General features: G+C 57.7%; 26 protein-coding genes. 11 read left to right on the top strand and 15 right to left on the bottom strand.

The features are described from left to right. Positions 1-7: 7 nt before the first annotated feature. From ACR0IU_RS13005 to ACR0IU_RS13020, 4 genes are all read right to left on the bottom strand, one after another. Positions 8-2293 carry a glycosyl hydrolase family 28-related protein gene (locus ACR0IU_RS13005; RefSeq protein WP_480716545.1) on the bottom strand — a complete coding sequence of 762 codons (2286 nt, stop codon included), beginning with the start codon at positions 2291-2293 and terminating at the stop codon, positions 8-10. 133 nt (positions 2294-2426) lie between these two features. Beyond that, a complete protein-coding gene (locus ACR0IU_RS13010; protein WP_480716546.1) occupies positions 2427-2828 on the bottom strand; it encodes a DUF4864 domain-containing protein in 402 nt (133 codons plus the stop codon). A 48-nt stretch (positions 2829-2876) separates the two neighbouring features. Next, a complete protein-coding gene (locus ACR0IU_RS13015; protein WP_480716547.1) occupies positions 2877-4451 on the bottom strand; it encodes a lysine--tRNA ligase in 1575 nt (524 codons plus the stop codon). Between the two features lie 236 nt (positions 4452-4687). Next, positions 4688-5566 carry a LysR substrate-binding domain-containing protein gene (locus tag ACR0IU_RS13020; RefSeq protein ID WP_480716548.1) on the bottom strand — a complete coding sequence of 293 codons (879 nt, stop codon included), beginning with the start codon at positions 5564-5566 and terminating at the stop codon, positions 4688-4690. A gap of 118 nt (positions 5567-5684) precedes the next feature. On the opposite strand from ACR0IU_RS13020, the gene ACR0IU_RS13025 reads away from it, so the two are divergent. The 3 genes from ACR0IU_RS13025 to ACR0IU_RS13035 all read left to right on the top strand — a co-directional run bounded on the left by ACR0IU_RS13025 (position 5685) and on the right by ACR0IU_RS13035 (position 7466). Further along, positions 5685-6434 (top strand): SDR family oxidoreductase, encoded by a 750-nt coding sequence (locus tag ACR0IU_RS13025; protein WP_480716549.1) that lies wholly within the window; start codon positions 5685-5687, stop codon positions 6432-6434. A 17-nt stretch (positions 6435-6451) separates the two neighbouring features. Beyond that, on the top strand, positions 6452-6841 hold the full coding sequence (locus tag ACR0IU_RS13030; protein ID WP_480716550.1) for an ectoine synthase: 390 nt from the start codon (positions 6452-6454) through the stop codon (positions 6839-6841). A 202-nt stretch (positions 6842-7043) separates the two neighbouring features. Beyond that, positions 7044-7466 (top strand): tellurite resistance TerB family protein, encoded by a 423-nt coding sequence (locus ACR0IU_RS13035; RefSeq protein ID WP_170474479.1) that lies wholly within the window; start codon positions 7044-7046, stop codon positions 7464-7466. Here the strand turns inward: ACR0IU_RS13035 and dacB are convergent. From dacB to ACR0IU_RS13055, 4 genes are all read right to left on the bottom strand, one after another. Beyond that, positions 7463-8941 (bottom strand): D-alanyl-D-alanine carboxypeptidase/D-alanyl-D-alanine endopeptidase, encoded by a 1479-nt coding sequence (gene dacB, locus ACR0IU_RS13040; protein WP_480716551.1) that lies wholly within the window; start codon positions 8939-8941, stop codon positions 7463-7465. The genes ACR0IU_RS13035 and dacB overlap by 4 nt on opposite strands. A gap of 67 nt (positions 8942-9008) precedes the next feature. Then, positions 9009-9629, bottom strand: a complete 621-nt coding sequence (locus ACR0IU_RS13045; RefSeq protein WP_480716552.1) for a nicotinate-nucleotide adenylyltransferase — start codon at positions 9627-9629, stop codon at positions 9009-9011. 32 nt (positions 9630-9661) lie between these two features. Beyond that, positions 9662-10132, bottom strand: coding sequence for an MOSC domain-containing protein (locus ACR0IU_RS13050; protein WP_480716553.1), 471 nt, complete (start codon positions 10130-10132; stop codon positions 9662-9664). Positions 10133-10250: 118 nt separating this feature from the next. After that, positions 10251-10478 (bottom strand): putative quinol monooxygenase, encoded by a 228-nt coding sequence (locus ACR0IU_RS13055; protein ID WP_480716554.1) that lies wholly within the window; start codon positions 10476-10478, stop codon positions 10251-10253. A gap of 109 nt (positions 10479-10587) precedes the next feature. On the opposite strand from ACR0IU_RS13055, the gene ACR0IU_RS13060 reads away from it, so the two are divergent. Both ACR0IU_RS13060 and ettA read left to right on the top strand, forming a co-directional pair. Beyond that, entirely contained in the window at positions 10588-11133 is a 546-nt protein-coding gene (locus ACR0IU_RS13060; protein WP_480716555.1) for a TetR/AcrR family transcriptional regulator, read from the top strand. Between the two features lie 74 nt (positions 11134-11207). Beyond that, positions 11208-12875, top strand: coding sequence for an energy-dependent translational throttle protein EttA (gene ettA, locus ACR0IU_RS13065; RefSeq protein ID WP_480716556.1), 1668 nt, complete (start codon positions 11208-11210; stop codon positions 12873-12875). A 264-nt stretch (positions 12876-13139) separates the two neighbouring features. Here the strand turns inward: ettA and ACR0IU_RS13070 are convergent, their stop codons facing one another. Then, positions 13140-13430 carry an REP-associated tyrosine transposase gene (locus ACR0IU_RS13070; RefSeq protein WP_480716557.1) on the bottom strand — a complete coding sequence of 97 codons (291 nt, stop codon included), beginning with the start codon at positions 13428-13430 and terminating at the stop codon, positions 13140-13142. 327 nt (positions 13431-13757) lie between these two features. Here ACR0IU_RS13070 and ACR0IU_RS13075 point away from each other — a divergent pair, with 327 nt between their 5' ends. After that, complete coding sequence (locus ACR0IU_RS13075; RefSeq protein WP_010442474.1) at positions 13758-13964, top strand: cold-shock protein; 207 nt, start codon at positions 13758-13760, stop codon at positions 13962-13964. A gap of 167 nt (positions 13965-14131) precedes the next feature. Further along, positions 14132-14686 (top strand): L,D-transpeptidase, encoded by a 555-nt coding sequence (locus ACR0IU_RS13080; RefSeq protein WP_010442475.1) that lies wholly within the window; start codon positions 14132-14134, stop codon positions 14684-14686. On the opposite strand, the gene ACR0IU_RS13085 is transcribed toward ACR0IU_RS13080, so the two are convergent. Together ACR0IU_RS13085 and ACR0IU_RS13090 are read right to left on the bottom strand one after the other, a co-directional pair. Continuing rightward, complete coding sequence (locus ACR0IU_RS13085; protein WP_480716558.1) at positions 14683-15297, bottom strand: SOS response-associated peptidase; 615 nt, start codon at positions 15295-15297, stop codon at positions 14683-14685. The genes ACR0IU_RS13080 and ACR0IU_RS13085 overlap by 4 nt on opposite strands. 9 nt (positions 15298-15306) lie before the next feature. After that, positions 15307-15966, bottom strand: a complete 660-nt coding sequence (locus ACR0IU_RS13090; RefSeq protein ID WP_260024170.1) for an arylesterase — start codon at positions 15964-15966, stop codon at positions 15307-15309. A 30-nt stretch (positions 15967-15996) separates the two neighbouring features. Here ACR0IU_RS13090 and ACR0IU_RS13095 point away from each other — a divergent pair, with 30 nt between their 5' ends. Further along, on the top strand, positions 15997-16692 hold the full coding sequence (locus ACR0IU_RS13095) for an ABC transporter ATP-binding protein (protein WP_480716559.1): 696 nt from the start codon (positions 15997-15999) through the stop codon (positions 16690-16692). After that, entirely contained in the window at positions 16689-19217 is a 2529-nt protein-coding gene (locus ACR0IU_RS13100; protein WP_480716560.1) for an ABC transporter permease, read from the top strand. Before ACR0IU_RS13095 ends, ACR0IU_RS13100 begins: the two co-directional genes overlap by 4 nt. Before the next feature lie 2 nt (positions 19218-19219). Here ACR0IU_RS13100 and ACR0IU_RS13105 read toward each other — a convergent pair whose 3' ends face one another. Continuing rightward, positions 19220-19666: an RrF2 family transcriptional regulator gene (locus ACR0IU_RS13105; protein WP_010442480.1), complete on the bottom strand. Its 447-nt coding sequence runs from the start codon at positions 19664-19666 to the stop codon at positions 19220-19222. A 94-nt stretch (positions 19667-19760) separates the two neighbouring features. Here ACR0IU_RS13105 and ACR0IU_RS13110 point away from each other — a divergent pair, with 94 nt between their 5' ends. Beyond that, on the top strand, positions 19761-20372 hold the full coding sequence (locus tag ACR0IU_RS13110) for a gamma-glutamylcyclotransferase family protein (RefSeq protein WP_480716561.1): 612 nt from the start codon (positions 19761-19763) through the stop codon (positions 20370-20372). Positions 20373-20387: 15 nt separating this feature from the next. Here the strand turns inward: ACR0IU_RS13110 and gltX are convergent, their stop codons facing one another. Both gltX and ACR0IU_RS13120 read right to left on the bottom strand, forming a co-directional pair. Next, positions 20388-21713, bottom strand: coding sequence for a glutamate--tRNA ligase (gltX, locus tag ACR0IU_RS13115; RefSeq protein WP_480716562.1), 1326 nt, complete (start codon positions 21711-21713; stop codon positions 20388-20390). 59 nt (positions 21714-21772) lie between these two features. After that, entirely contained in the window at positions 21773-22207 is a 435-nt protein-coding gene (locus ACR0IU_RS13120; protein WP_480716563.1) for a DUF1801 domain-containing protein, read from the bottom strand. A gap of 116 nt (positions 22208-22323) precedes the next feature. Here ACR0IU_RS13120 and ACR0IU_RS13125 point away from each other — a divergent pair, with 116 nt between their 5' ends. Further along, on the top strand, positions 22324-23256 hold the full coding sequence (locus tag ACR0IU_RS13125) for an MBL fold metallo-hydrolase (protein ID WP_170781180.1): 933 nt from the start codon (positions 22324-22326) through the stop codon (positions 23254-23256). 3 nt (positions 23257-23259) lie between these two features. Here the strand turns inward: ACR0IU_RS13125 and ACR0IU_RS13130 are convergent, their stop codons facing one another. Beyond that, a complete protein-coding gene (locus ACR0IU_RS13130) occupies positions 23260-24591 on the bottom strand; it encodes an NAD(P)/FAD-dependent oxidoreductase (protein ID WP_480716564.1) in 1332 nt (443 codons plus the stop codon). Positions 24592-24641: the final 50 nt, after the last annotated feature.

Consider the following 24641-nt stretch of genomic DNA (forward strand, 5'->3'; position numbering starts at 1 on the left):
ACGTCAATCAGGTATCGGTCCGCAGGATAGTCGAGACTGCCCCGCGCAAGCCTTCGGACCAGCGCAGGCGTATATCGCTCTGACTCGCACTCTGTCTCAGTTCAACATAAGGCGCGGTATAGCGTATCGCGTTCGATGCGTTCCTGAGACTGCCCAGGGCCACAACCGAATCACATCCGCGAGCTCGGCCTCCAAACGGTAACTGCCCCTGCGAACTGACGGTCCAGGCCGAAGACGGAGAACTCTGCGTATGCTGCAATCTCAACGGATTGGCGCAGGGCGTATCGATGCCGTGAAACGTATTATTCTCAAAACACACTCTCTTGTGCCGTTCCGGGTCGAGATCGGCAAAACTGGTATCGACCCGATCCACCCGGTCGATCCGCACATTGTTGACGCGAAACTTGTTCCCGGTCACGGTCAGCCCGTTCAGGAAATGACCCGTGCCATGGGGGCGGATCACCAGATAGCTGAACCAGGGGGCAACATCACTGGCGTAGAAAATGTTATCCGTGATACTCAGCGCGCTGAACGAGAAGCTGGTAAAGTAATCCGGGTTCGCGTCGTGCTCGTTGGTCCATTCGATAAAGCAGTTATCGACATAGTTCTCGGCGATGGACGAACTGTTGTAGCCGCCGATGATAACCAACCCGGCATTGCGCACCCCGTTGGCCACGTTGTCGCCCTGGAAAAAGTGGTTGCCCAGGACCAGATTGTTGTCGCCGCTCAGCACTGCGAAATGATGGAACCGGGTCGCCCGGTTATGGCGCAGCTTGACGTCATTGGCATTGGCGTTCAGTGCGATCGAACTGCGATCCGGCACATCCAGACTTTCCTCGGTCGACAGGAACTGACAGCCATCGATCAGCATCCCCTGACATCCGCGCCCGATCGAGGTGACGCCGCGATCCTTCGGACGACTGATGAAACAGTCCTTCAGCACAAAGGTGTTCCCACCGGGTGACAGTCGGACAGCACTGCATCGCCCGTTGCACTGGAACTCGATCCCTTCCATGTTGAACTTTTGCAGCGCGCTGAAGCCGCTGAAATCCAGCAGGTATTTAAACGACGTAAAGGTGAAGGTCTGCGTACCCGCCGCATCATAGGTTGGCGCGCTCAGCGTGATCTCACCGGTGCTTTCGTTTTTCGACTGCACATAAACCTCACGCCCGACACCGCTGCCGGTGACCAGAGACCCAACCGGAATGTTGGCCACGTTGGCCACGTTGGTCAGCGTATCGGGATCAGACGGGCTGTAGGTCGCGATCGAGGTGAAGGTTTCGGTATCCCAGTTCGAGCTGCTTTTGACGTCAAACTGCCCGTTACGCACTACGCGACGGGTGGCATAGCCCGTTCGGTTCGGCACAGCCGCCGCCATATCGATAGGCTCGGTCACCCCAATCTTGCGCCCACCCAGATCCAGCGATTCATGGTCCGAGCTATTTAACAGCGCCTGAAACGCCTTTTTAAACGCCAGCATCTCGTCACCAAAGGCGGTGATATAGGTCGGCAGATCGAAATTCTTGGTCAACAGCAGCATCTTGTCGACCGGCATCGTCACGGTGCCGTCGAACGATACCTCGGATGCCATATTAGTGTTCTCTTCCAGCCGGAACTCACCCTGTGGCACGTAGACCTTGCGCCCGTTCGCCGCCTGATCCGCCGCCTCAAACGCCGCCGAGTCATCGGTGACCCCATCACCAACCGCCCCAAAATCGCGCACATCGACAAGACCTATCATGTCGCGCAGGAAAACCAAGGTCACATCCGTGATCTCGATATCATCCACCCGTACCACCGCGCCGTTGGTGCCTTCGATATCCAATCCAAAATGGCCATAAAGCGCCGCTGTGCCCCAGGGCATGTCCACGCCGGGACGCAGGCCTGTGCCCACGATCGCCGTCACCTCATGCACGGTGCCATAGCCGGTCAACTGCACCGCCGGGCCCTGCTCGACCAACCCGTCCAAATGCGCATCTCCGGCACCACCGGCCCAGCCCGCGATCCGCACCTCGGGCAGCGGTCCACTGATCGCCTTGACCCGCGCCTTGATCTGCAGATAGCAGCCCGGCAACAAGGGCGTCTGCCCCATATAGCGCAATTGTTGCGGTTCCGCCGTCTTGTAAATCTCCAGACAGCCCGCAAAATCCGCATCCGCCGGAACGAACACCCCCGTGCCCGAACCCTCATAGGTCGGAGCGCCCGGCGTGCCGTCGCCACTGGACCAGAATTCAAGACCGGCCGCATAGGCGGGCGGCATGAACACGATGCCGTCGGTTATTGCCTTGTTCATGTAAAATCCCTTTCCCAATCGCGCCAGCAGCGCGCCAAAACCCGAAATCGCCCGGGCCATGGCCCAAGCGCATGGGTCTGAGTATCGAAGAGGGATTAATCGCCGCTCTTACCACCGTGACGGTGGTGTTGCCTCAGGCTGCCGGGTCGGAGTTGCCCAGCAGTTGTACGCCGTTGATCTTCCAACGACCCTCTTGTTGGATCATCTGGTAATCCAGCAGATGCACCCGTCCGTCGCCATCGGTGATCATGACCTTCTGCCACAAGGCACCGCTTATCTCGCGCAACTCCAGAAACCGCACCTCCGCCGGTCGCCAGACCATCGGATAACCGCGGCGCACCATCACCCCAAAATTGTCCGGGTCGCCAAATAAGCGCTGAATGTTTGGACTCGCAAAGGTAAAAGCGGTGGCAAAATCATCCGCCTTGAAGGCCTGTATCTGTGCCGAGATATTGGCCTCGATCTCCGCATTCTGCGCGAAGGCTCCTGAAACTAGTCCGGCACTCAGGGATACAGCAAGCAATAGTCGACGCATGGGGCCACCTCCTGACGCAAGGGTAGCCCCATACTGGATCAGGTCAAATCAGGCCAGTTCTCCGGCCAGCGCCTTGTCGATCAGAGCGATCGTCTCTGGCACGCCATATAACGCGATGAACCCACCAAACCGAGGCCCTTGCGAAGCCCCCAGCAGCACTTCGTAAAGTGCCGTGAACCAGCCGCGCATCGGATCGAACCGCTCGCGCCCGATGGAATAGACCACGGATTGCAGTGCCTCGTCTTCCATCGGCCCGTCATAGGCTTCCAAGGCCGCCCTCAACGCTTCCAGCGCCTCACGCTCCTGATCCGTCGGCGCGCGATGCTTACGCGTCGGTTTGACGAAATCGTTGAAGTACCGCACCGCAAAGCCCGCCGCCTGATCCAGATCAGGATGGGTTTGGGCGGTCGCCTCAGGTGCGTATCGACGGATAAATCCCCACAAGGCTTCTTTATCCTCAGCCCCGGAGACCGATGCCAGATTCAGCAGCATTGCAAAGGGCACCATCAGCGTGGATTCAGGTACATTCCCACCATGGATATGCCACACCGGGTTGTTCAGCTGCGCCTTCAGGTCCTGCCCCGGATAGGCCCGCAACTGCTGATGATATTCATCATAAGCCTTCGGGATCACATCGAAATGCATCCGCTTTGCTGTCTTCGGCTTCTGATACATGAAATAGGCCAGCGACTCGGTCGGCGCATAGGTCAGCCATTCGTCAATCGAGACACCGTTGCCGGACGATTTGGAAATCTTCTGACCGTTCTCATCGAGGAACAGTTCATATGAGAAATGCTCAGGCGCACGACCACCCAAGGCCCGGCAGATCGCGTCATAGATCTTTTCGTTGGTGGCATGTTCCTTGCCATACATCTCGAAATCCACGCCCAAAGCCGCCCAGCGCGCACCGAAATCCGGCTTCCACTGCAGCTTGACGTGGCCACCGGTCACAGGAACGGTCCACTCCTTGCCCGTCTCATCGTCAAAGGTCACGGTATAGGTCTCGGCACAGACCTTCTTCATCGGCACATACATCACCCGTCCGCTTTCGGGGTGCAGCGGCAGAAAGATCGAATAGGTCTGCTGGCGTTCTTCGCGCAGGCTTTTCAGCATGATCGCCATGATCTCGTCATAGCGCTCAACCGCACGCTTGAGCACCTCGTCGAACTGACCGGATTCATAGAACTCCTTGGCCGAGTAGAACTCATACTCGAACCCGAACGTATCCAGGAACCGCCGCAGCATCGCGTTGTTATGCTCACCAAAGCTGTCATATTCGCCAAACGGGTCCGGCACCGAGGTCAACGGGCGCTGCAAATGCTGCTCCAGGATTTCCGGGTTCGGCACGTTGGTCGGCACCTTCCGCATCCCGTCCAGATCGTCCGAGAAGCAGATCAGCTTGGTCGGGATATCAGACAGCGCCTCAAACGCGCGCTTGACCATCGTGGTCCGCGCCACCTCACCAAAGGTGCCGATATGCGGCAGGCCCGATGGGCCATAGCCTGTCTCAAACAGCACATATCCCTTTTCCGGAGCGCCCTGCTTGTACCGTTTGAGTAACCGCCGCGCCTCTTCAAACGGCCACGCCTTGGACGTCATCGCGGTTTCACGCAGGTCAGACATTTGGATACTCCATCGGGAAACGCGCCAGACACCCCATGCGCCCGGACCGGCTCCTGTTATTGTGCAGGTGCAGTATGAGTCAATAAAGGGTGGTGATTTTCATACCTCTATGCGCATGAACGCCATGCAATCAATATCTGCTCTGGATTGCGAATGTCCACAACGTGGGACAAAACGGACCTATGCAGCGCGCGAGCCAATGTCCGCTTTCCTCGGGCTTCGATTGGAACCCAGAGCTAAAGTGACATGAGCCATTTCTTGAAAACTCTCAATGTGACTCGCTCCTGATCGCCCGAGCGGCAGACAAAGTAGAGCCCTCGCTCTAATGGAACACAGCTTGCATCCAGACGTATCAAGCGCCCAAGTTCCAGGTCATTTGCCGCCAATAAATGTCTTGCCAATGTAACACCTTGCCCGTCAATTGCCGCCTCCAGCAAAACAGCGCTGTCCACGTACTTGATACCCTGCGCGTTGATCCGATCAGCGCTCAAACCAACCTGCGCAGCCCAGTTTTCCCACCCAACATTGAACGCGTCCTGCAGGAGTGGGAGGGCAAGCACATCTTCGGCACGCATCGGTAGCTGTATTTTCCCGACAAGGGAGGGCGCGGCCACGACAACCAATTCCTCGTGTCTGATCTGTTCATAAAACAGCCTATCCCAACCGGGTTTCCCGAAGCGCAGGGCGACATCGACCTCGGAGGTATCGAAATCGGCAAAGGCATCGTTTGTGTCTAGCAACAACGCGATACCAGGATGCTCTCGCTGAAACGAACTGAGCTGTGGCACAAGCCATTTGAGCGCTAGCGAAGTGGAAAGAGACACTGTAATCGACTGTCGGTGATGCAATCGCTTCACCTCCGATACGCCCAACTGCAGTGCCGAAAATGCCCCTCGTGTAGATTGATACAGGCGTACACCGGCTTGCGTCAGTTCAACGCCATTGGGGCGGCGATGAAAGAGCGTCATGCCAAGATGCTGTTCCAACAACTTAATCTGCCTACTGATCGCGCCGTGTGTAACGTTCAGAGCATCCGCTGCCTTAGATAAGCTGGAGTGGGTTGCGGTTTCATCAAAGGCCTGAAGGGCACGAAGGTGTCTAAGGTTTTCCGGCATGTGAGAAAACCTAACAGCAATATTCTGAAAACTCGATAGGTTCGCCGAGTTCTAAGGAGGTACACTGACTTCAACGCAATAAATCTCACATATGATGCGCCTAAAGAAAGGGGATACGATGCCCGAAGTCAAAGTCGCGCTGATGACAGGTACCGGAAAAGGCATTGGCCGAGGCTGCGCCATTGAAATGGCTAAGGCTGGCTACAAGGTTTCGCTAATGTCGCCGTCCAATCGCTCGGTTGAGCTGGCGGAGGAGCTTGGGGGCATTGGCCGTCGTGGCTCTGTCTTAGATGTCGACGATTTGCAAGCGATGATCGACGACACCATGAGCAGGTATGGTAGAATTGATGCCATCGTCAGCAACATGGGTCACGGTGGCACGGTGCCAGAGTCCATCAAAACTGTAGGTTTCGATCCGGACTTTGACGGGCCACTTTTGGAGCTCAGCGATGAGTTGTGGCACGAAAGTCTGGACATGTACGTCCTGAATGTCGTCAAGATTGCCCGTATCGTTACGCCCATCCTGATTGAACAAGGCGGCGGCGCTTTCGTAAACATCTCGTCCATGAACACGATTGAGCCTCGTGCACCGTATCCCATGAGCATGTTGCGCGGCGCGCTGCACAGTTTCTCAAAGCTGTATGGGGATCGTTATGCACGGCACAATATTCGCATGAACAACCTGCTCCCTGGGTTCTGCGAGAATGTGAAACTCTCCACACGGGCCCGCCAGGAGATCCCCGCTCAGCGACCGGCAACATTCGAAGAAATTGGGCAGGCTTGTGTGTTTCTCGCCAGCGAGGGTGCCCGATACATAAATGGTCAGAGTATACTGTCTGATGGCGGGATGAACCGCGCGGTCCGATAGCAAAGAGGCGGTGAAGTATGATTGTTAAAGCTCTCAAAGATATCCTTGATACAGATCGGGACGTTTCCGGTCCGGGTTGGAACAGCAGAAGGTTGCTGCTCGCCTCTGATGGAATGGGGTTTTCGCTGACAGATACGATAATTAAAGAAGGCACAGTGCTTGAGCTGGAATACACCCATCATCTAGAGGCGTGTTACTGTATCGAGGGCAAGGGGCAGATCCGAGCGTCTGAAAATGAAACCTGGCATTCCCTTGAGCCATTTACCCTCTACGCTTTGGATCAACACGACCGACATTTGGTGCGTGCGACAGAGGTTGATCTGCGACTGGTCTGCGTATTCAATCCGCCGCTCAGCGGGCGCGAAGTACATCGCAAAGACGGAAGCTATGCCCCAATAACATCCTGATGAACGCAGTGACGTATACAGGGAACCGGTCGTACACGCACCACGCAGCAACTGTCGAGAAGGGCTCTCAGCGGAAATACACATCACAGCCGAAACCACCCAGCCTCACCAATCGCATTCATTGCACCCCAAAACTACCAGTTGAACCTCTGCGCCCCCCCTCCTATCGTGCGGCAACAAAATTATCATTCAGGACGACCCCATGACCGAGCAAACCCCTCACCCGATGTCCCCGCAGGATTGCCTTGTGGCGATCATGGTGGCGGTATCCGCCTCGGACGAGAACATCCGAACCGCCGAGCTGGTCAAGATCGAGGGCGCGGTGAACATGCTGCCGGTGTTTGCAGGCTACGATATCGACCGCACACGCCGTGTCTCGCAAATCGTATTTGACCTGTTCGAGCAGGAAGACGGGCTGGATGCCCTTTTCGGCCTAATCCGTGACAACCTGCCCGAACGCCTGAACGAAACCGCGTATGCGCTGGCTTGTGACGTCGCCGCCGCTGATGGCACACTGGCCGAAACCGAACTGCGCTTGCTGGAAGAAATCCGGTACGAGCTGAGCATCGACCGCCTGCACGCCGCCGCCATCGAACGCGGGGCCCGGGCGCGGCATACAACCTAACTTCCGTAGAGCACACCCCAGCGCTCAATCAGATTGCGTTGCAAGTTGCGGGACCGACGGTTCCAGGGCCGCGCGCCGTCCGGGCGCTCGCGCGATGCTCGCGGGATCGTGGCGCGGTGCGCGGTATCGGCGGTGAAGATCGCAAAAGCCAGATCAACCCCATCTGCCGTTGTCATATAACCCCCAAGACCCGAGACGAAGTTCAACGTCCCCGTCTTTGCGTCGACCTTGATCGGATGATCCTTGACCGGCTGCCCATTTTTGTCGGCCAGAGTAAAGGACCGAAGCAATGGCCGCAGCTCCTCTGATTGCCCCGCAGCCACCAGCGTCTTGACCAGACCGGCGGGGGCCATGCGCGACGCTCCGCTAAGGCCGGAATGATCGACCATCGTGATCCCATTCGCACCAAAGCGCGCGGCCGCCCAGCGGTTCATTTCAGTGGCGGACTCTTCAAGGCTCTGCGGTGCAACCCCGCGCGCTTTGGTCGCCGCCAGGCCCACCATTTCAGCGGTTATATTGGTCGAATATCTCAACATCCCCTTCAGGATGCTTCCCAACGGTTCGCTCTGATGCACGACCAGAACTGTCCCTTGCGATGCCTGCCGCGTCACCTGAACCCGGCCCAGTACAATCCCGTTCACACGTGCCAGCGTGCGGAACACATCTCCGGCATAAAGCGCTGGCTTTCGTACCGGCAGCCAGCGTGCCCCGCCATTGCCCAGCGCCCCTTTGGCCACGGTCCAGCGATCCTGCCGCGCGCTCGGCTGATAGGTATAAATCGGCAGGCTGCGGTTCACGACCCGCATCGATGCCATATCCACCGACGGCGTGTAACTTGCGCTGCGCGCATCCATTGTCACGCCATAGCCGGTGCCCTCGCGTTTCCACTCGAAATGCACGCGGTTGAAATTCAGGGAAATCCCGCTGATCGACGGGCTATAGCCCAGATGATCCGGCTGCCCCGGATCGATGCTGAAGACGTAAGGCAGCGCACCATCATAGACTTTGAACGCGCCCCGAACCTCGGTGATTCCGGCCTTGCGCAGATTGGCTGCCATGGTGGCCAGTGCGTCTGTATCCAGCAGTGGATCCCCACCACCTGCAAGGATCAGGTCGCCTTTCAGAATGCCATTCTCGATCGGTCCATCCGCGATCAAGGTGGTTTCAAACCGATGCTCCGACCCCAGCACATCCAGCGCGTAAAGCGCGGTCAACGCCTTGGCGACACTGGCGGGCGGCAGGCTTTGGCCTTCGCCATATACCTCCAGCGGGGTTCCGGTTTCAACGTCGGCCACGGCAAAGACAACTTCGCCCCTCAGCCCCGCCGCTTTAACCAGCCGCTCGGCCCCGCTGGGCTGCGGCCCGCGCAGCACAGGACGCAAGGATACCAAAGGCGCCTCGGCCAGACCCGTGCCCGGAACCAGAGACGCCCCTAATCCACCCAGAAACAAACGACGCGAAATACGATCAACCATGGGTCTAATAGAATCCCAGAGCTTAAATGCAGACAATCACTAGATTAAGATTATGCGCCAAGAGGAGTCATTCCGGCAACACCTCATCGCTCCAGCCTCCGCGCTTGCGCAACTCGGTCGAGCTGAGATCGACCATCGGCACATTCACAAAACACCAGGCCGGAGCCTGCGCCCGCCCCAGCAAATGCCGCGCCTGCCCGTCTATGCGGTATTTGACATAAAGCCGCGCCGCCGGTGACATCCGGGCCGAAATTCGGTCCCCCGGCCGCGCCACAACGCCCACCGGCACACTGTCCATGATCTGCCGCCAGTCTTTCCAGCGATGAAACTGCGCCAGATTATCCGCACCCATCAGCCAAACGAACCGCACTTGAGGATAAAGGTGCCGTAACGCCGCCAGCGTATCCGCCGTCGCCCGCGTCCCCGTCAGCGCCTCGATATCCGTGACCTCAACACGCGGATGCTGCATCACAGCGCGTGCCGCCATCATCCGCCGCGCCAGAGGTGCAGGTCCCCGCTCCTTAAAAGGGTTCCCCGGAGACACCAGCCACCACACCCGATCCAACCCAAACGCCTTCATCGCCTCACGCGTCACATGCACATGGCCTTGATGCGGAGGATCAAACGACCCCCCGAACAACCCCACGACCTGCCCGGGCCGCGCATATGGTATGGTACTGCGCTGCATTCCTTGCTGATGTTCAGAACTGAGGCGGCTTGTCAATCAACCGGTCGCACAACATCGCCCAACCTAACCGGGCCGGGCTGCACGACCTCAGCACACCAGCCACCATGACCCCGTACGGCTGAGTAACCGCCCTTGCCAAGCGCTTCTTCCATTCGACTACATGGTGCGCAGATCACGGTGAAACGTAGGATCGCTTCGCCAACCTGAACCTCTCGACCTTTGAGCGCCGCCAGATTGATCCCAGAAATCACCAGATTGCGCCGAAGGATCTCAGGCGCAATCGACTCCTGCCCCAGATAAGACCCAATCGCAGCCAGATGTTCCTGCTGGATAAGTGTGACTGCCCGCTTGCCTGCCCGGCTGCGGTCGCCATCAAGGCCGTCGGCTGAGATCATGGCCTCGTCTATGGCAATCATCTTCGTCCGACGTTCTGGCCGTAGACTGATCCAATCAACTCGTCCCGGCTGCGCCCACCCTGCGATCAATTCAGCCAATCCTGACACACCGGAATCCTTTTCACTTCAGACGTTGAAGTAGGCCAGATCAATTGGGGAATGGCAATTCACGACTGACTTCGTAAACCTTAGCCTGCATCGAAACCGTTTCGACCCCAGCGAACGCCTACTGAAATTCCGCGATGTGCGGGGTCCTGAAATGTGGCGTCAAAGCATCCATCGACTCCCATTCCTCGTAGATGCGGATAATCCGGGGGTCATGCACATCAACAGATGAAACATACTTGATGCACCCCCTTTCCTCAGCCGACGCTTTGTCCATTGCCAGAAAAACGCTGCGCAGTTCCTCAATCGAATCTTCCTGAAGAACGACTTCAACGGTCACAATTATCATAGGTTTTGCTTCTCACCAGTGCGACACTTTCTGTCATATTGTCTATTATTTGACACAAAGGCTAATTTTGTCAATATGTCGTCTTATGAGTGCATCTTCTGAGAACATTTTGACCGCCGCAATCCGTTGCTTCATGCGTTTCGGCGTGCGCCGGACCACCATGAACGACATCGCGCAAGAGGCGGGTCTGGTCCGCCAGACACTGTATAACGTCTACTCAAACAAAACTGATATTCTTTGCGCCGCCATTAAGTTCCAATCAGACAAATGCCTGAACCAAATTCGCGAACACTGGGCGCATACCGATAATCTGGGAGAAAAGCTCGACGCCTATTTCGATCATGCGATCCTCGCCTCGTACAATATCATCCGGGCCTCTCCCGAGGCCGCTGACATGATTTCCGGACACAACGCTGCGGGCCGCGCCCAGTTGGAAAGTGTTCAGGCAGATAAAATCAAAGCACTTGCCGACATTCTGAGCCCGCACATTTCGGCGATAGAGGATGCAGGCCACACACCGGATACGCTGGCGGACTACCTTCAGACCGCGGCCATTGGCCTGCGCGACAAAGCACGCAGCAAGCAACACCTGAAACAGTTGCTGCAAATTCTTCGCCAACACATCTTGATGATTGCTTCCACCGATCAGGCGTGAACCGGCATTGCCCCGCAGGGCAACCTTCGCTATCACACCGCCCAACTCAATTTCCCCGACCCAGAGGACGCGACATGGCCGCCTATCAATATGTCTACCACATGCAGGGTGTCTCCAAGACCTATCCCGGTGGCAAGAAGTGCTTTGAAAACATCCACCTGAGCTTTCTGCCCGGTGTGAAAATCGGTGTCGTCGGCGTCAACGGCGCGGGTAAGTCGACGCTGATGAAGATCATGGCGGGCCTCGACACCGATTTCACCGGTGAGGCATGGGCCGCCGAGGGCGCCAAGGTCGGCTATCTGCCGCAGGAACCGCAGCTAGATGAATCGCTCACCGTCCGCGAAAACGTCATGCTGGGCGTGGCCGCGAAAAAGGCCAAGGTCGACCGCTTCAACGAAATCGCCATGGAAATCGCCGAGAACTACTCGGACGAGCTGATGGAAGAGATGACCACCCTGCAAGACGCGATCGATGCGGAAAACCTCTGGGACCTCGACAGCCAGATCGACGTCTCGATGGAGGCGCTGCGCTGCCCGCCGGACGACGCCAACATCGCCAACCTTTCGGGCGGTGAGAAACGCCGCGTGGCGCTCTGCAAGCTGCTGCTGGAAGCGCCTGACATGCTGCTCTTGGACGAACCGACCAACCACCTGGATGCTGAAACCATCGCCTGGCTGCAACAGCACCTGATCGACTACAAGGGCACGATCCTGATCGTCACCCACGACCGCTATTTCCTGGATGACATCACCGGCTGGATCCTCGAACTCGACCGTGGCCGCGGCATTCCTTACGAGGGTAACTACTCCGCATGGCTGGAACAAAAAGCCAAACGGCTGGAGCAGGAAGCCCGTGAGGACAAGTCCAAGCAGAAAACCCTGCAGCGCGAATTGGAATGGATGCGTCAGGGCCAGAAGGCCCGTCAGGCCAAATCCAAGGCCCGGATCAACGCCTATAACGAATTGGCCGAACAGTCCGAACGCGAAAAGCTGACCCGCGCCCAGATCGTCATCCCCAACGGCCAGCGCCTTGGCGGCAAGGTGATCGAGGTCGAGGGCCTGTCGAAACACATGAGCGACAAGCAACTGATCGAAGGACTGGACTTCGCGCTGCCCCCCGGCGGCATCGTCGGTGTCATCGGCCCCAACGGTGCCGGTAAATCGACGCTCTTCAAGATGTTGACCGGTCAGGAACAGCCCGACGCAGGCACCATCACGCTGGGCGACACGGTCGAGCTGTCCTATGTCGACCAATCCCGCGACGACCTGAAAGACAACGACACCGTGTGGGAGGCAATCACTGGCGGCGCCGAGATCATCCAACTGGGTGACGCACAGGTCAATTCCCGCGCCTATTGCTCGTCCTTCAACTTCAAGGGCGGCGACCAGCAGAAGAAAGTCTCGCTGCTGTCGGGTGGTGAGCGCAACCGCGTCCATATGGCCCGCCTGCTGAAAGAGGGCGGCAACGTCCTGCTTCTCGACGAACCAACCAACGACCTCGACGTCGAAACCCTGCGCGCACTGGAAGACGCTCTGGTCGATTTCGCCGGCTGCGCCGTCGTCATCTCTCACGACCGCTTCTTCCTCGACCGGATTTGCACGCATATTCTGGCCTTCGAGGGTGACGCCCATGTGGAGTGGTTCGAGGGCAACTTCGAGGATTACGAAGAGGACAAAAAACGCCGTCTGGGACCGGACGCGCTGGAGCCCAAGCGGTTGAAGCATAAGAAGTTTGCGCGGTGAACACTCGTTCCTAGGGGCGGCTTTGGTCGCCCACCTCAACATCGACTAAATATTCGAAGCCATTCCACATTCTGAACTTGTGTTTCGCACCCGAGATCACAATCGGTGACGAGGTCAAGCCTACTTCCTTTAGTATTCGTCCAATTGATATTAGATTTCCATAACCACTCTTGAAGGCATAGTCCCGAAGCCGATTTTGAAATGCTTGATAACCCAGATGAAATCCGAAAAGTTGGGCAATTTTGAAAGCTTGCTCGCCTTTCGTTAAAATTCCCATGTAGACAGCCAACTCCTCAGCGCCCCAAACCGCGCCTTAATCGCACCCCACCGCGTCGAATAACCCGCATCCCCTGGCGGCAAGGTCCAAATCGCGTGCAGGTGATCCGGCAACACAACAAACGCATCGCACCAGAACGGCCGCTCCCTCTGGGTCACTGCAAAAGCAGAGCGCAAATGCACCACCTCTCGCACCAGCAAATCCGACGACCGGTCAGCCAAAGACACAGTGAAAAAGTACTTGGCTCCGGGAATGCGGACGCGTCGGTAATCGCTCATGCCGCAACTTGATCATGACGAGGGTTAACGGATTCTGAATGCCACTCCGACGCGCCAGATAAATAACCGGGTCTTATCAAAGGTCCGCAAACTAATAACCAAAACCATCGGCGGATTCTTGTACAAATCGGACGATTGCCCCTCAAACCCTTGTACAAACCATACAATCCGCCCTTGCCACACGGCCTGACCGATGCCATATCCAAGAGGCTTACGTTTTTCTATTTCGACCCACTGTCTCCTTCTACGGCGCTCAGTCACTCGATCCAGACTACGACGCCAGGCTGCCGCAACTCCGTGGGCAGCACCAAACAGGAGACAACGGATATGCCCGCAGGCACCGTAAAATGGTTCAACACCACCAAAGGCTACGGCTTTATCGCACCCGAAGATGGCGGCAAAGACATCTTCGTACACATCTCGGCTGTCGAGCGTTCGGGTCTCACCGGTCTGGCCGACAACCAGAAAGTCACGTACGAGCTGCGCGCTGGTCGTGATGGCCGCGAAAGCGCCGACAATATCGAACTGGCCTAAGCCGTTCAAAGGGCGGGATTTTTCCCGCCCACCCCGCTATGCCCACGTTGTGTGTGTGGCAAAGGGAATACATCACAATCGGGTTATCCTTCCCCGGTGATTGACCAAATCGGCTATCATTCCAAAACTAGCGTTATGATTTCTTTGGTCATTTGAGGGATGTCACCATGTTCACACGCCGTGTTTTTCTGGCCGGTACTGCTGCCAGCCTGTTGCCGGGTGTTGCCAGCGCCAAGAAAGCGGTCGAGTATGATCCGACGCCGCAATTCGTGCGCATCAAAAAGCAATTTCAACCCGGTCAGTTGCTGGTCGCGCCGCGATCCTTTTACCTTTATTATGTAACCGAGCCACGCAAAGCGATCCGCTATGGCTGCGGCGTCGGCAAAGCCGGACTGGAATTCACCGGATCGGCCACCATTGACGTCAAGAAAGAATGGCCGACCTGGCGACCCACCGAAGAGATGATTGAGCGGGACCCTGTCACCTATGCCAAGTTCAAAGACAATGATTATGTCCAGCCCGGCGGCGGAGACAATCCTCTGGGCGCGCGCGCGCTGTATCTGTTTCAGAACGGGGTGGACACGTATTTCCGCATTCACGGCACAACGCAGCCGCAGACTATCGGTCATGCAGTTTCAAACGGGTGCATTAGGATGCTGAATGAGCATGTGATCGATCTGTACAATAGAGTTCCTATCGGCACGGTGGTCACAGTGGTCTAAGCCCCCGACCAATCGACGTCGTCAGCTTCTTCGATCATCAACCGACCTTCGGGCCAAGGGCGCGTCAAACTCTGCGCCTCGTCTTCAGACCCATGCAACCAGCGCTGAACGTCCCGCGCCTCCAGCAGCACTCCCATTCGGTGATGGATCGGCTTTACATCAGCATTGGGTTCGCATGTCACCGCTGCAACCTGATCCACGCGTAGCCCACCCGGGGCTTCCCAAGTGTCGGTGATCGCAGCAAATAGCAGTGGAGCCCCGTCCTTGGCGGCAATCCGCCAGGCCGTTTTGCGTCGCTTCTCACCGGTCCATTCGTACCAGCCATCCACCGGGATTATGGCGCGACCGACCCCTTCGAAGGCGCTCTTGTCAAAAACCGTCTCGGAGCGCGCGTTTACGATGGTCTCCATCACCGGTCGTCCACGCGCATTGACCCTGCCGACCGGGATAATCCCCCATCGCATGGCCTTTAACCCATCACCAGTCAGTACGACCACTTCTTGACCCGGCTGAATGTTTCTGCGTGCTGGCTGAGGCCCAAGACTGTCTTTCACATTCAGCAACCTCACGATCTCGCTAATGGGTCGTGTGAGGAAAAACCGGCCGGGCATCGCGTACTCCTATTCGGCAACGCGCTCCGCAAGCGCCAAGACAAAGGGGCCCAGCGTATCAACGATCAGCGCGACGCCTTGGGCACTTGGATGGATACCATCAGATTGCATGAACTGGCGCGCGGCCGCCGGATCGCCTTCGGTTGTGAGCCCGTCAAAAAAGCTTTCCGCATAAAGTGCATCATATTGCTCTGCCAGCTCTGGATACATGGCGTCGAAACTCTGCTTGTAATCGGCTCCGTAATTACCAGGCGCCTGCATTCCAATTATTAGTACCTCGACATCCGCGGTCTCTGCAGCACGCAGTATTGTCTCGAGGTTTGATCGGGCAACGCTCGGATCGATGCCACGCAACAGATCATTGCCGCCAAGTGCAACAATCATGCCGTCGACCTCTGGTGTCAGGGTCCAGTCAACTCGGGCAGCACCCCCTGCGGTCGTATCCCCGGAAACACCGGCGTTGATCAACCGAACCTCCGCACCTTCTTCCTGAAGCCAACGCTGCAGTTGCGGCACAAACCCGTCTTGTTCCGGCAGCCCATATCCTTGTGTTAGGGAATCTCCGAGCGCAGCAATCACAACTGGCTCTGCCATCGCTGCAATTCCGCAACAGATGAACGCGCCTGAGATCAAACCCTTGTGTAGCTTCTGTTTCACGCCATATCCCAATGGACTGTACCCCTCTTGATGGCCTGATCAATGACGACACCTGTTCTTACGCTCCAAGATGCCGCATTATCGCTGGATGGCAATGCCGGAAGGGTGGATATTCTGCACGACATCTCTCTGTCTGTGAAACAGGGCGAGACGCTGGGGTTGGTCGGCCCTTCTGGTTCAGGGAAATCCTCACTGCTAATGCTGATGGGCGGGTTGGAACAGGCGACCGGCGGGCGTGTCACGGCATTGGGCCATGATCTGACGGAAATGAGTGAGGATGCACTTGCCCGGTTTCGTCGTGAATCAATGGGTGTGGTGTTTCAGAATTTTCACCTGATCCCGACGATGACCGCACTTGAGAACGTCGCTACCCCGCTCGAACTTGCAGGGCATAAGGATGCTTTCAAGCGCGCTGGGGCCGAGCTAGAGGCTGTGGGGCTGTCACATCGAAGCGATCACTACCCGGCGCAATTGTCAGGTGGCGAGCAGCAACGTGTGGCGCTGGCCCGCGCGTCGGCCCCACGCCCTAAGATTTTGCTGGCAGACGAACCCACAGGAAATCTGGACGAAGCCAACGGTGCGGCGATTATAGATCTGTTGTTCGGTCTACGCGACCGGCATGGTGCAACCCTGGTTCTGGTCACGCATAGCCACACGCTGGCGCAGAAATGCGACCGCGTCGTGCGGTTGCGGGATGGACGCATCGCTGAAGAGTCGCAGCGCGAGGCGGCCGAATGAGCCTGCGTCTGGCAGGACGACTGGCACGGCGCGAACTCCGCGGTGGGCTGCGTGGATTTCGGGTGTTTCTGGCTTGTCTGGCCTTGGGCGTTGCAGCGATTGCCGCGGTCGGCATGGTCCGCCAAGCAATCCAGACCGGCCTTCAGCAAGAGGGCGCATCGCTACTGGGCGGGGATGCGCAACTGGAATTCACCTATCGCTTTGCCAATGATCAGGAACGCGCATGGATGGAAAAAACCGCACACTCGGTTTCAGAGGTTGTTGATTTTCGGTCTATGGCCGTAACGGGAAACGGGACTAACACGCAACGTGGGCTGACCCAGGTTAAGGCTGTGGATGACGCTTATCCGCTGTTAGGTTCGGCGATCCTTGAACCTGAACTTACTCTGACCGATGCCTTTGCAGGTGCCGATGGGCTGCCTGGTGCAGTCATGGCCCCCTCTCTGATTGACCGCCTAAACCTGATGGTTGGCGAGCAGTTTGAACTTGGCACGCAGAGATTTGTTCTGATGGCCTCGTTAGAGCACGAACCTGACGGCGCGGCTGATGGGTTCTCGCTTGGGCCGCGCACATTGGTCCGGACAAAAGATCTGCAGTCCTCCGGCCTGTTGGCGCCGGGCACTTTGTTCTCCACTAAATACAGGTTGGGCCTGCCTCAGACTGCCGAATTGGATGCGCTGTCGCTGGAAGCGAAGCAGGCCTTCGAGGGGACCGGCATGCGCTGGACCGACGCCCGCAACGGTGCGCCGGGAATATCTGAATTCGTAGGCCGCCTCAGCGCGTTTCTGGTTCTGGTGGGCCTGTCGGGATTGGCCGTTGGCGGGATCGGGGTGTCTGCTGCCGTGCGAGCCTATCTTTCCCAAAAGACGGAGACGATTGCGACATTGCGCACGTTGGGCGCTGATCGGGCGACAATCTTTCAGACCTATATGATTCAGATCGCCGTTCTGTCGAGCATCGGTATTATCATGGGCTTGGTCCTGGGCGGGGTGCTGCCGCTGCTACTGGCCCCCGTAATCGAAACGCAATTGCCAATCCCCGCAGTCTTCTCGCTTTATCCGCAGCCACTGTTCGAGGCCGCACTTTATGGTGTGCTGACCGCGTTCCTGTTCACACTCTGGCCGCTGGCCAGAACCGAGGAGGTGCGCGCAGCAACCTTGTTTCGGGATGCGCTAACATCGGCGCGCAGTTTCCCGCGCCTGATCTATGTCGTTGCGACCGCTATTGGCTTGGCCGCACTGATCGGAGCCGCTGCATGGTTCAGTGGTTCAACCCGATTGACCCTCTGGACCAGCGCGGGGTTGGTCGGGGCGCTTACTTTGCTGGCCCTTTCTGCCTTTGCCATTCGCAAATTGGCCCGCGCGGGCGCGCCTTGGACCAGAGGCCGCCCTGCCCTGCGGTGGGCCTTGTCCGCCATTTCTGACCCACGCGAAGGGGCAGCGTCGGTGGTTCTGTCCCTTGGGCTCGGCCTGTCGGTCCTCGCAGCGGTGGGACAAATCGACGGCACCCTGCGCAATGCGATCTCGGGGAACCTGCCAGAAGTGGCACCCTCATATTTCTTCGTCGATATCCAGAAGGATCAGATGCCCGGGTTCAGCGAACGTCTCGACACTGACCCCGCCGTCAGTCGGGTAGAAAGCGCTCCAATGCTGCGCGGGATCATTACCAAGATCAATGGACAACCCGCGCGAGAGATTGCAGGCGATCACTGGGTTCTGGACGGCGACCGGGGCGTGACCTATTCCGCCCAACCGCCGCAGAATGCCCGCGTGACCGACGGAGTGTGGTGGCCCGAAGATTACAGCGGCCCTCCACAAGTAAGCTTTGCCGCCGAGGAGGCTGCTGAGATGGGGCTTAAACTTGGGGATGAACTCACGGTCAATATCCTTGGCCGCGATATCACTGCTGAACTGACCTCATTACGCGAAGTTGATTTTTCGACCGCTGGAATGGGATTTGTCATGTCGATGAATCCCTCCGCGCTGGCGGGCGCGCCGCATAGCTTCATCGCAACGGTTTATGCCGAAGAGCAGGCCGAAGCCGCCATCCTGCGCGATCTGGCGGGGCAATATCCCAACATCACGGCGGTCCGCGTCCGCGATGCCATCGACCGGGTCTCTGGTTTGCTGGCGGGCCTGGCAGCAGCTACCTCGTATGGCGCAGGCGTGTCCCTGCTGACCGGTTTTCTGGTGTTGATCGGTGCTGCCGCCGCAGGAGAGCCAGCGCGCAGATATGAAGCGGCGATCCTCAAAACTCTGGGCGCGGACCGGGGCCGCATCCTGCGCAGTTTTGCCTTGCGAGCTATTCTGTTGGGGGCCGCTGCCGGATGTGTCGCCCTGTTGACCGGTATTTTGGGCGGCTGGGCCGTGGCCACATATATCTTCGACACAGATTTCGCGATTATCTGGTCATCCGCGCTCTGGATCGTTATCGCGGGCGTCGCGGTAACGCTTGGCGCGGGGATGCTCTTTGCGCTGCGCCCGCTTTCAGTGCGTCCGGCGCGCATTCTTCGCGCCAGTGGCTAAGCTCAACGCACGCACGCGACGGGCTGTAGTATCTTCAGCAACTGGTCGTTGTCACAAACCAACGCATCAAGCGTGATTTCGTCTAAGGACGCATAAAACACCTCAGCCGCATCCTGCAGCGCCAATCGCAAGCGGCAGGCATCGGTCAGCGGGCATGTATTGTCTGCATCCGCAAAACACTCGGCAATCGGCAATCCACCTTCAACATGGCGGAACACAGACCCGACCCGGATCTGATCTGCCGAGCGGGCCAGCGTCATGCCGCCATTGCGGCCACGTTGGGTACTGAGATAATCCAACTGGCTAAGCTGGTTGATCACCTGCGCCAGATGGTTCTCAGAGATGTTGCAGACTTCTGCAATTTCAGCCTTAGTAACCAGCCGATCCTGATGCGCGGCACAATACATCAATACGCGCACCGCGATATTCGTCCGTTTGGTAATCCGCATGAGGGCCTCCCGAATCTCAAGATGAAGCCTTATTGCATGTTCTGTAAAAAGACTGTTTGACATACATCAATCGTCAAAGAAGGACACGACCCGCATGGCAGACCCCTATTTCTTCGGCTATGGCAGCCTCGTGAACCTGTTGACGCACGATTTTCCCGACCCGCGCCCAGCGCGTCTGAAGGGCTGGCGGAGGGCGTGGCGGCACACCGATCTGCGCCCGGTCGCCTTTCTGACCGCTGTGCCGGATCCCGCATCCGAGATCGACGGCATGATCGCTCACGTGCCCAAAAACGACTGGGCCGCGCTGGATGAACGGGAATGGGCCTATGAACGCGTGCCTGCCACGCGATCAGTCACCCATACGCTGACGCAAGAGGCAGAAATCGCCGTCTACGCCGTGCCCCATGACCGCCATACAGCGCCCAGCAATCATCATCCACTACTGCTGAGCTATATCGATGTCGTGGTGCAGGGGTACCTGAGGGCATTTGGATCGGACGGCGCTGATCGCTTCTTTGCCACAACCGATGGCTGGGACGCGCCAATTTTGAATGATCGTGCCGAACCGCGATATCCGCGTCATCAGCAACTAAAGCCCACCGAGACGGAATTCGTGGACGACCGTCTGCTGCGCCTATCGGCCCGCGTATTGCAGACCGGAGAACAAAGAAAGGCAGGCGAACTGCCTGCCTCCTTCGTGTTTTAAGATATTCTCTGCGGGTCAGCCCCGCGCGCGGATCACCTGCAGCAGCGGCAGCAAGGTCGCCATCTCGGGCCCGCGCTCCATTCCGGTCAGCGCTTTGCGCAGCGGCATGAACAGGCCTTTGCCCTTACGGCCCGTGGCCTCTTTCACCGCCTTGGTCCAATTCGCCCAGGTATCCGCGTCGAACGGACCTTCGGGCAGCAGGGCCACCGCCTCTGCTATGAATTCACGATCTTCATCTGCGATCAGAGGTTCGGCCCCATCGCGGCAAAGATCCCACCAGCCATTGAGATCGCTCAAGGTGGTGATGTTTTCACGCGCCATGGTCCAGAAAGGTTCTGCCAGTTCATCCGGAACACCCGCCTCTGCAACGGCATCCGCAACTTCGGCCAGAGGCAGCGATTGCAGGTGCTTCGCCGTCAGCGGGAACAGGTCCTGCACGTCGAACTTGGTTGGTGCCGCGCCAAAACGGTTGATGTCGAACCCGTCGATCAGCTCGGACATCTCAGCACGCAACTCAACCGGATCAGAGGAACCCAGACGCGCCATCAGGCTCAGCAGGGCCATTGGCTGCACGCCCTGCTCTCGCAGATCACGTAAGGCCAGTGTGCCCAGACGTTTAGATAGGGCCTCGCCCTGCGGGCCTGTCAACAGAGAGTGATGCGCAAAGCGTGGGCAGGTGCCGCCCAACGCTTCGATGATCTGAATCTGCGTCGCCGTGTTGGTGACATGGTCCGAACCACGCACCACGTCGGTCACGCCCATCTCGGTATCATCGACCACGGACGCAATCGTATAGAGAACCTGACCATCACCCCGGATCAGCACCGGGTCGGATACCGAGGCGGCATCGATCGAGATGTCGCCCAAAATGCCATCGTTCCATTCGATACGCTCGTGGTTCAGTTTGAACCGCCAGACGCCATTGCCGCGCTCGGCGCGCAGCGCCTCTTTCTCGGCGTCGCTGAGGTTCAGCGCGGCACGGTCGTAGACCGGCGGCTTGCCCATGTTCAGTTGTTTCTTGCGCTTGAGGTCCAGCTCGGTCGGCGTTTCGAACGCCTCATAGAACCGACCCATCGCGCGCAGCTTGTCCGCAGCCTCGGCATAACGGTCCAGCCGTTCCGACTGACGCTCGACCCGGTCCCAATGCAGGCCAAGCCACTCCAGATCTTGTTTGATCGCATCGACATATTCTTCCTTCGACCGCTCGGGATCGGTGTCATCGATACGCAGGATGAACGTACCGCCTGCTTTGCGAGCGATCAGATAATTCATCAGGGCGGTGCGCAGGTTGCCCACATGGATGTAACCGGTGGGCGACGGGGCGAAACGGGTCGTGGTCATGGAAGTCTCCTGTTGGCGCGGCTCATGTCACATGGGCGCGTTTTTGTCCAGCAGGGCGTTCAGGTCGGTTCGACCGGCCAAATACCATCCAGGTGTTCGAGCCCAGCTTTGATGAGTTCACGAAGCACGTCGAGATCGATGTCTGACAACTTGTTCACGTAGAGGCAGGATTTCCCCAGCTTGTGTTTGCCCAGTCGAGACAGGATATATTCGAAATCAGCATAACCCGGCATGATGTAAATAGAATGCGCAGCCTTGCGAGGAGAGAACCCGGTCGCCAAAAAATCGCCTTCCCGCCCGGAAGCATAGCGATAGTGATATCGGCCATAGCCAACGATCGACGGACCCCACATCACTGGGGCAAACCCGGTGGTATCCTGAAAGAGCCTGTCCAGCACTTGCGCCTCGTCCGCCTTACGCAGCTGTTGAACGGTCGCCAGAAATTCAGCAATATTTTGCCCGGTGGGCACTGTTTTGTTCTCAGATCGCGGCATGAACAAAAATTAACACGTAATGTTCATCCATGCAGCCCATGTATTGGGTCTATAACTGGCAAGAGAAACGCTCTGACCTATTTCTACTACTGGCGTTTTGACAGGGAGACTTAGATATGATGATCAAATTGACACGAAGGGCAGCTCTGAGTGCCGCTGCCGCATTGCCTTTTGCCTCTGCCGCGGTGCCGGCTTTCGCAGCAGGTGAGCCGAGCAAAGCAAATTCGACCATCGCAAAATCATTCCAGTTAGGCGATTTCACTGTTACCACCCTGCTCGACGGCAGCGTGCCACGTGATGAGCCAAAGGCACTATTCGCCGCTGAAGTTTCTGACGACGAATTTGCAGCAATCTCTGCGGAAAATTTCATTCCAACTGATATTGCGCAATTCTTCTTTACTCCGACACTGGTCCATACCGGCTCTGAGCTGGTGTTGTTCGACACGGGCTTGGGTCAAGGCGGTATCCAAGCCGCGCTAGCTGACGTAGGAGTCTCACCTGACCAAATTGATGTGGTCGTGATCACGCACATGCACCCCGACCATATCGGAGGCATGACAACGAATGACGCTCCGACATTTGCGAACGCCCGATTTGTAACCGCCGCGCCGGAATATAATTTCTGGTCTGCGATGGATGCGGGCAACCGCGTCGGAGATATGGTCGCAGCGAAGGTCACACCCCAAGCCGAAAAGATGACGTTCCTTGACGATGGTGGAGAGGTCACTTCGGGAATAACAGCGATGGCGGCTCACGGACATACACCTGGTCACACGGTTTATCATCTGGAAAGCAATGGACAACGATTGGTTCTGACGGCCGATCTGGCAAATCACTACGTCTGGTCATTTGCGCGCCCGGAATGGCCCTTTAGCTTCGATATGGACGCTGCAGCGGCTACCGCGTCGCGTCGGAATGTGCTGGGTATGCTGGCCGCAGATAAAATACCCATGATCGGCTATCACATGCCTTTCCCAGCTGCCGGGTACGTTGAAACACGCGGCGAGGGGTTCCGGTTCGTACCGGTCAGCTATCAAATGATGGGCTAGGGCCTAATAACCAGGATCTGGCCGTACTTTTGAACCATCCGTGAAACGGGACAGGCGAAAGGCGGCTGGATCAACGCAGGGCGTGCTATCGGTGACAATATCCGCCATCAGCCGACCTGCGCCTGGCCCAATCCCAAAACCATGGCCGGAAAACCCGGTTGCGATATGCAGACCCGGGAATTCGTCTACTTTTGAGATAACTGGAATCGCATCCGGGGTCACATCGATCATCCCGGCCCAGCTTTGGACGATCTCTGCCTCCTCAAGTACTGGCATCGCTTTGCGAGCGTTGGACCAGGCCTGTCGCAACACTTTTCGAGAGGGCTCAGGATCCAGCACCCGGCAGTGCTCAAAAGGCGTCACATCGGTGGGCAGCCAAGTTCTGTCCTCTTTTGCTTCGACCATCCAGCGGCGCGACAGGCGAAACCGCAAGGAACGCCACTCTTGCCGAAACGCTGGCAAGAACTGAAGACCGAGTCGAAAACTGTCAGGAACAATATCCACGGTATTCTCGTGACCCGACGCAATCGTGTAACCCCCGTCCGCACGTTTGCGAATGGCGAAATCATCACTCCAAAGCGATACCTCCGGCCCGGATTCTACCGGTGAGGTCCGCATGACTGTATTCAGCACCTTGAGTTGGGGCAGAGCGATACCTGCGTTCCCTGCAAAAAGACGCGACCATGCCCCACCCGCCAACACCACCTGACTGCAACGAACTCGCGCGCGCTCGGTGAAGACGCCTGCAATCCGACCAGCCTCGAGATCGACGCTTCGCACTGCGCATTGTGTCATGATCGCGGCCCCACAATTGCGGGCCGCCTCGGCCATTGCGGGAGCCGCCCACTGCGGCTCAGCCCGTCCGTCTTGCGGCATATAGAGCCCAGACTGCGGTTTCATGGTGGAGTTTGGAAATAGTGAGGTCAACTCAGTGTTCGATACCATACGGGCACCCGTCTGCTGCCCTTCAACATGCTCCAACCACCGCGTCAAGTTACCAACGTCGCGCGTGCCTGATGCGCCAAATACGATCCCCGACTGAACATAGCCCGTGCTCCGCCCTAGGCGTTCATCCAACCCACGCCAGATGCGCAGAGCTTCCTGCATCAATGGGATCTCGCGTGGGTCGCGCATCCCAAGCCGGACCCAACCCCAGTTGCGCGAACTCTGTTCACCGGCGATCCGGCCCTTTTCGCACAACAGGACGGAAACGCCACGCTCGGCCAACTCAAAAGCCGTCGAGACACCAACTATTCCGCCACCGATAACGACGACATCCACCGATTTAGGAAGGGTAATATCAGATTCGACGGGAGTCGGAGAAGGACCTGGCATCAACCGCTCGGAAGTTGTTTATCGAAGCGGTATCCAGCCCGAGAACGCGT

The sequence above is a fragment of the Ruegeria sp. CL5 genome, assembly GCF_056536485.1.